The organism is Vulcanococcus sp. (genome assembly GCF_044369115.1).
In the GTDB taxonomy this organism is placed as follows: Bacteria; Cyanobacteriota; Cyanobacteriia; order PCC-6307; family Cyanobiaceae; genus Vulcanococcus.
Genome location: NZ_JBIPMN010000161.1, coordinates 1 through 6,019 on the forward strand (window position 1 = coordinate 1; position 6,019 = coordinate 6,019).

Here is a 6,019-nt window from a genome sequence, read left to right on the forward strand (position 1 = left end):
TCACCGATGCGCGCAGCTCCCGAGGGGACCCCTCCATCTCCGGTGACTGAACCAGAGCTTGCGTCATTCCCTGGGCTGCACCGGCCAACGTTCAGGCCACCTTAGGAAGTTGAGGCCTTCACCCCGATGCCCACCGGGGGACTTGAACCCCCACAGCCGAAGCCACTGGAACCTAAACCCAGCGCGTCTACCAATTCCGCCAGGTGGGCATGGCGCGACTGTACGGATTCACCGAGAATGCGGTCAATCTCAACCCAGTCATGGTTGCCAGCCTCAGCGGAACGCTTGCCCTGGTGGTCGGCCTGGCCGTGCTGTTGCTGCCCTTGCTGGCAAGCGAGCTCTCGCGCCCCCGCGATGCCATGTGGGGTGCGGTGGTGCTGCTGCTGGGGCTCACCCTGGTCACCAGCGCCGACCGGCTCACCGGCTCACCCATGCTCGCCGTGCTGTGTGGTGGCCTGCTGATCGGCCGCCTTGGCCTTGAGGTGTTGCAGCTGCGCTGGAGGGCACTCACCAGCGAGGAGCAGCAACGCCTGCTCTCGCTGGAGCGCTGGCAAACGAGCCTGAGCGAACTGCTGGTGAGCGTGGCCCGGGGCATCGCCGCGGTGAGCGCCGCTTCAGGCACGGTGCTGGCCGCGCTCCAGCGCGGTGGCGGCAGCAAGGGCAGCAGCGGCAAACGCTGGGTGCGCTCAGACGATGGCGCGTCCAGCGGGGAGCCTGCTCGAAAGCCCAGTCAGCCCGATGAGGCCGCAGCCTCCACACCGGAGCGCACAGCTGAAGTCACGCCCACAGCTAAAGCAACGCCAGTGGTGCGCTCCTTCGCCGAAATCGATCAGCTGCTCCAAGCTGCCGTCAGCCAAGCGGGATAATCGGCCCTTGCTGCTCCAGGCGCCGTGACCGCCAGCTCTGCGCCCGCGACCTCCTACAAAGACACCCTCAACCTGCTGCAGACGCCCTTTTCGATGCGGGCGAACGCGAAGGTGCGGGAACCGGAGATCCAGGCGTTCTGGGCGGAACTGCAGCTTTATGAGCGCCTGAGCCAGCAGAACCCAGGCGAGAGCTTCACCCTCCACGACGGTCCGCCCTATGCCAACGGGGCCCTGCATGTGGGGCACGCCCTCAACAAGATCCTCAAAGACATCATCAATAAAACAGCCCTGCTCCAGGGCAAGCGGGCTCGCTTCATTCCGGGCTGGGACTGCCACGGCCTGCCGATCGAGCTGAAGGTGCTCCAGGCCCTCAAAAGCACTGAGCGCACGGAGCTCACGCCGGTGAGCCTGCGCCAGAAGGCCCATGCCTATGCGCTCGAGCAGGTGGAAGGCCAGAAAGCCGGCTTCAGGCGCTGGGGCATCTGGGCCGATTGGGATCAGCCCTACCTCACACTGCAGAAGAGCTACGAGGCCGCCCAGATCGGCGTATTCGGAGCAATGGTGCTGGCCGGCCACATCTACCGGGGCCTCAAGCCGGTGCACTGGAGCCCCAGCTCCCGCACCGCCCTAGCGGAGGCCGAACTCGAATACCCCGATGGCCACACCTCCCCCAGCGTGTTCGTGGCCTTCCCGGCCGTGCAGCTGCCCGAAGGTCTGGCCACGCAGCTGAGCGCTGCTGGCCTCAAGCCTGAAGCCGCGATCGCCGCGGGCGGACTCGCCGTGGCGATCTGGACGACGACCCCCTGGACCCTGCCCGCCAACCTGGCGGTGTCGGTGAATGAGCGGCTCGACTACGCCATCTGCGCCGTGAGCCCCCGGGGCGAGAACACGGCTCCCGCCGCCAGCCATCTGGTGGTGGCGGCGGAGCTGCGCGAGAGCCTCGAAGCCAGCCTGGGCCTGGAGCTCCAGCCCCTGCTCAGCGTGAAAGGCGCCGATCTCGAAGGGATCGTCTACCGCCACCCCCTGCTGGAACGCACGAGCCCGGTGGTGATCGGCGGCGACTACATCACCACCGAAGCCGGCACCGGCCTGGTGCACACCGCGCCCGGCCACGGCGTGGACGACTTCAACACCGGCAAGAAATACGGTCTACCGGTGCTCTGCCCCGTGGATGAAGCCGGCAACCTCACCGCCGAGGCCGGCCCGTTCGCCGGCACCAACGTGCTCAAGGACGCCAACCCCGCGATCATCGAGGCGCTGGAGGGCACCGGCCTGCTGCTGAAGCAGGAGCGCTACGAACACCGGTATCCCTACGACTGGCGCACCAAAAAACCAACGATCTTCCGCGCCACCGAACAGTGGTTCGCCTCGGTTGAAGGCTTCCGCGCCGCGGCCCTGGAGGCGATCGCGCAGGTGGAGTGGCTGCCGGCCAGCGGCCGCAACCGGATCGAGGCGATGGTGAGCGAGCGGGGCGACTGGTGCATCAGCCGCCAGCGCACCTGGGGCGTGCCGATCCCGGTTTTCTATCACCGTGAAACCAGTGAGGTGCTGCTCAACCAGGCCACCCTCGATCACATCCAGGCTCTGATCGCCGAAAACGGCGCCGACGTGTGGTGGGAGCGCGATGAAGCCGGCCTGCTCCCCGAGCAATACACCGCCGAAGCCGCTCAGTGGCGCAAGGGCACCGACACGATGGACGTGTGGTTCGACTCAGGCTCGTCCTGGGCCGGCGTGCTGGGCGGACTGGCCGGTGCCAACGGTGCGGGCGGAGAGAGCCGTGCCCCCGAACTCCACTACCCCGCAGACCTCTATCTCGAAGGCAGCGATCAGCACCGTGGCTGGTTCCAGAGCAGCCTGCTCACCTCCGTGGCCGTCAACGGCCATGCCCCCTACAAACGGGTGCTCACCCACGGCTTCACCCTCGATGAGAAGGGCCGCAAGATGAGCAAATCCCTCGGCAACGTGGTTGATCCCGCGGTGCTGGTGGAGGGCGGCAAGAACGAAAAGCAGGAACCGGCCTACGGCGCCGATGTGTTGCGCCTCTGGGTGAGCTCAGTGGATTACTCCGCCGATGTGCCCCTAGGGCCTGGGATCGTGAAGCAGCTGGCGGATGTGTACCGCAAGGTGCGCAACACCGCCCGCTACCTGCTGGGCAACCTCCACGACTTCGATCCCACGCGCGATGCCGTGCCCTATGCCGAGCTGCCGCTGCTCGATCAGTGGATGCTGCAGCGCACCGCCGGCCTGATCGACAGCGTGAGCGGAGACTTCGAGCGCTTCGAGTTCTACCGCTTCTTCCAGGCGCTGCAGAACTTCTGCGTGGTGGATCTCTCCAACGTCTACCTCGATATCGCCAAGGACCGCCTCTACGTGAGCGGTGCCCAGGAGTTCCGCCGCCGCAGCTGCCAAACCGTGCTGGCCCTGGTGGTGGAGCGTCTGGCAGGGCTAATCGCGCCGGTGCTCTGCCACATGGCGGAAGACATCTGGCAGAACCTGCCCTACGCGGTGAGCGAGCGCTCGGTGTTCGAGCGGGGCTGGCCAACGGCTCCGGCCGAATGGCGCCAGCCGGAACTGGAGCCGCCGATGGCTCAGATCCTGGAGCTGCGGGCTCTGGTGAACCGCCAACTGGAGAGCTGCCGGGCCGGCGGCCAGCTGGGAGCCTCCCTCGAAGCGCAGGTGCAGCTGGAGCTGGGCGATGGCGCCGAATCCACCCGCGCTGCCTTGCGCTGGCTGGAATCAACCGCGCATCCCAGCGTCGACAACCTGGCCGACTGGCTGCTGGTGTCGGCTCTACAACAGGGCGGCCGTGCCCCGGCCGACGTGCTGGCCGAAGCCAGAGAAGCCGGCATCACGGTGCGCATCGCCAAGGCCGCCGGTGCGAAGTGCGAGCGCTGCTGGCACTACGAAACAGACATCGGCCAGCACAGCGCCCACCCGAGCCTGTGCGGCCGATGCGTCGCGGTGCTCAGCTGATCACGGCGTGCACCTGATCGAGCAGCTGCAGCTCTCCCCGCATCCGGAGGGTGGCCACTTCCGCGAAACCTACCGGGCTGGCCAAACGGTGCCAACACCGCGAGGCCCCCGGCCGGCCAGCACGGCCATCCTGTTTCTGCTGCAAGCAGGCGAGCGCTCCCGCTGGCATCGCCTCCACTCCGACGAGGTCTGGCATTTCCATGCCGGTGGCGGGCTGATGGTGCATCAGATCAGCCCCAGCGGCATCGCGCAAACCACACGCCTGGGGATGGAACTGAGCAGTGGCGAACGCCCCCAACACGTGGTGCCAGCCGGCCACTGGTTTGCAGCCGAACCGATCAGCGGCCGTGCCTGGAGCCTGGTGAGCTGCACGGTGGCGCCCGGCTTTACCTTCGCTGATTTCGAGCTGGCTGCTCCCGATCAACTGGCTGAGCACGATGCCGCACTTACCCAGCTCTGCGACGACTGGCGCCGGTTCTGCAGCCTGCCCTGAAGGCTTAACCCCAGCAATCTGGCTCCAGCAACAGCTCTGGATCCATCGGGCCAGCCACACGCTGTTCAGCAGCCGGATTGAGCGGCCCTTGCAACAGCTCAGCACTGCTCAGGTGTGCCGATTCCGGCAGAGCGGGCTGATCGGGATCAAAGGCGGTGGGATGGCTGACGCTGCTGGAGAACCCGCGGAAGATCAGCAGTTCAAAGGGTTCCATCCCGCCGCCCTCACCCGGCAGCTCACCGGTAAGCCGCAGCACGCGATCTGGTCTGCTGCGGCTCAGCTCCTCCAACCGCGCCAGCAACTCAGAAACCACCGGCCACCCGTCCCTGCTTCGGCAACCTCACCAGCAACCACTGCAACGCACCCACCCCATAGGCCACCAGGGCCACATAGCCCACAAAGGCCGCGACGGTGCCTGTCCAGCTGCCACCAAACACGAAGTTGAAGAAGCTGGCCGCACCGCCGTGTAGGTCATCCGGGGCCTCCAGCCACACCCGGCACACCGGGCGAGTCACACCACCGCGCACGCAGTCCAGGGCGCGTGCACTCAGCAGAGCCCCCAGCACCCCAAACACCGTCAAACCCCAGCGCCAGGCGCGCACCGCAAACGGCAGCGGCCGCCAGGGGGGCAAGTCGTCGAGCTCCTCGTTGAGATCCACCCAAAACCACACGCTCACCACCACCAGCAGCTGTGCCAGGAACGCCAGCAGATAGCCGAGGGGCCTGTTGTCGGTGAGCAGCAGCACCGTGATCAACAGCAAGCTCGCCACCTTCCAATAAATGCCCATCAAGCGCACTAGGGCCTGCTCACGTGTCCAGGCTGCCCACACCAACAGCACCAGCGGCAGCCCAACGGCAAACACCGCAGCCAGGCGATAGTCCAGCCAGACAAGAGTGCGATAGAGCAGCAGGTCTGGCACGCAGAGGGGGGCGGCAAGCCGTCATTATCCCGGGCTTAACGCTGCAGCCAGCAGCAGTAGGGTCCAGCCATGGCTCGGACGTTTCGCCTCCCCCATTCGCTGCAATCCAGGATCGGCCCGCTACTGCGGCGCCGCAACCGCCGGCAAGCCCGCTGCTGCACGGCCCTGAGCAATCAACCCGCCCTGGAAGCGGCGGTGGCGGATCTGAGCAAGCAACTCCGCGCCAGTGGCCTGAGCGGCCCCGCGGATCTCGCCCTGGTGTTCTGTTCCACCGCCTACGCCACCGATCTGCAGCGCTTGTTGCCGCTGCTGCGCGAGGCCATTCCCAGCCGCCATTGGATCGGCTGCGCCGGTGGCGGGGTGGTGGGCACCGATGCCCAGGGCCACCCCCATGAGCTGGAGCATCAACCCGGCATCAGCGTGAGCTTGTTGCAGCTGCCGGGATCCGGGCTGCAGCTGTTCCATCTCGAGGCCGGTGGCCTGCCGGATCTCGATGGCCCCAGCCAGCAATGGGTGGACTGGGTGGGTGCCCAACCGGAGGGGGGGCACTCGATGCTGCTGTTCATCGATCCGGGCTGCCCGGCGATCAACGACCTGATCAGCGGCCTCGATTACGCCTATCCCGAGGCGGCCAAGGTGGGCGGCATTGCCGGGCAGCACAACGCCAGCCACGGCTCCCTGCTGCTCGACGACCAGGTGGTGGAGGGAGCCGTGGGCTGCCTGATCAGCGGTGCCTGGCGCATCGATCCGGTAGTAGCCCAGGGCTG

Annotated in this window: 6 protein-coding genes and 1 tRNA gene; 4 read left to right on the forward strand and 3 right to left on the reverse strand. The window is 66.9% G+C overall.

The window, feature by feature from the left end; genetic code table 11:
• Positions 1-127: 127 nt before the first annotated feature.
• Positions 128-209, reverse strand: a tRNA-Leu gene (locus ACIQ2E_RS11650).
• Positions 210-260: 51 nt separating this feature from the next.
• Between ACIQ2E_RS11650 and ACIQ2E_RS11655 the strand changes: the two genes are divergently transcribed.
• From ACIQ2E_RS11655 to ACIQ2E_RS11665, 3 genes are read left to right on the forward strand one after another with little or no spacing between them, the layout of a single operon-like run.
• Positions 261-866 (forward strand): Ycf66 family protein, encoded by a 606-nt coding sequence (locus ACIQ2E_RS11655; RefSeq protein ID WP_398330591.1) that lies wholly within the window; start codon positions 261-263, stop codon positions 864-866.
• 24 nt (positions 867-890) lie between these two features.
• Entirely contained in the window at positions 891-3,839 is a 2,949-nt protein-coding gene (ileS, locus tag ACIQ2E_RS11660) for an isoleucine--tRNA ligase (protein WP_398330594.1), read from the forward strand.
• Positions 3,840-3,846: 7 nt separating this feature from the next.
• Positions 3,847-4,332, forward strand: a complete 486-nt coding sequence (locus ACIQ2E_RS11665; RefSeq protein ID WP_398330597.1) for a cupin domain-containing protein — start codon at positions 3,847-3,849, stop codon at positions 4,330-4,332.
• Positions 4,333-4,336: 4 nt separating this feature from the next.
• Here the strand turns inward: ACIQ2E_RS11665 and ACIQ2E_RS11670 are convergent, their stop codons facing one another.
• Together ACIQ2E_RS11670 and ACIQ2E_RS11675 are read right to left on the reverse strand one after the other, a co-directional pair.
• Positions 4,337-4,645: a hypothetical protein gene (locus ACIQ2E_RS11670; protein WP_398330600.1), complete on the reverse strand. Its 309-nt coding sequence runs from the start codon at positions 4,643-4,645 to the stop codon at positions 4,337-4,339.
• On the reverse strand, positions 4,635-5,252 hold the full coding sequence (locus tag ACIQ2E_RS11675) for a DUF3177 family protein (RefSeq protein WP_398330603.1): 618 nt from the start codon (positions 5,250-5,252) through the stop codon (positions 4,635-4,637). Before ACIQ2E_RS11675 ends, ACIQ2E_RS11670 begins: the two co-directional genes overlap by 11 nt.
• Positions 5,253-5,321: 69 nt before the next feature.
• Here ACIQ2E_RS11675 and ACIQ2E_RS11680 point away from each other — a divergent pair.
• Positions 5,322-6,019, forward strand: a 698-nt coding sequence (locus tag ACIQ2E_RS11680; RefSeq protein ID WP_398330606.1) for an FIST N-terminal domain-containing protein, incomplete at its 3' end; no start/stop codon positions are given.

What these genes read in the sequence shown, in the direction of transcription:
- ACIQ2E_RS11655 (WP_398330591.1), top strand. Translation starts at nt 261, where the DNA reads ATGGTTGCCAGCCTCAGCGGAACGCTTGCCCTGGTGGTCGGCCTGGCC.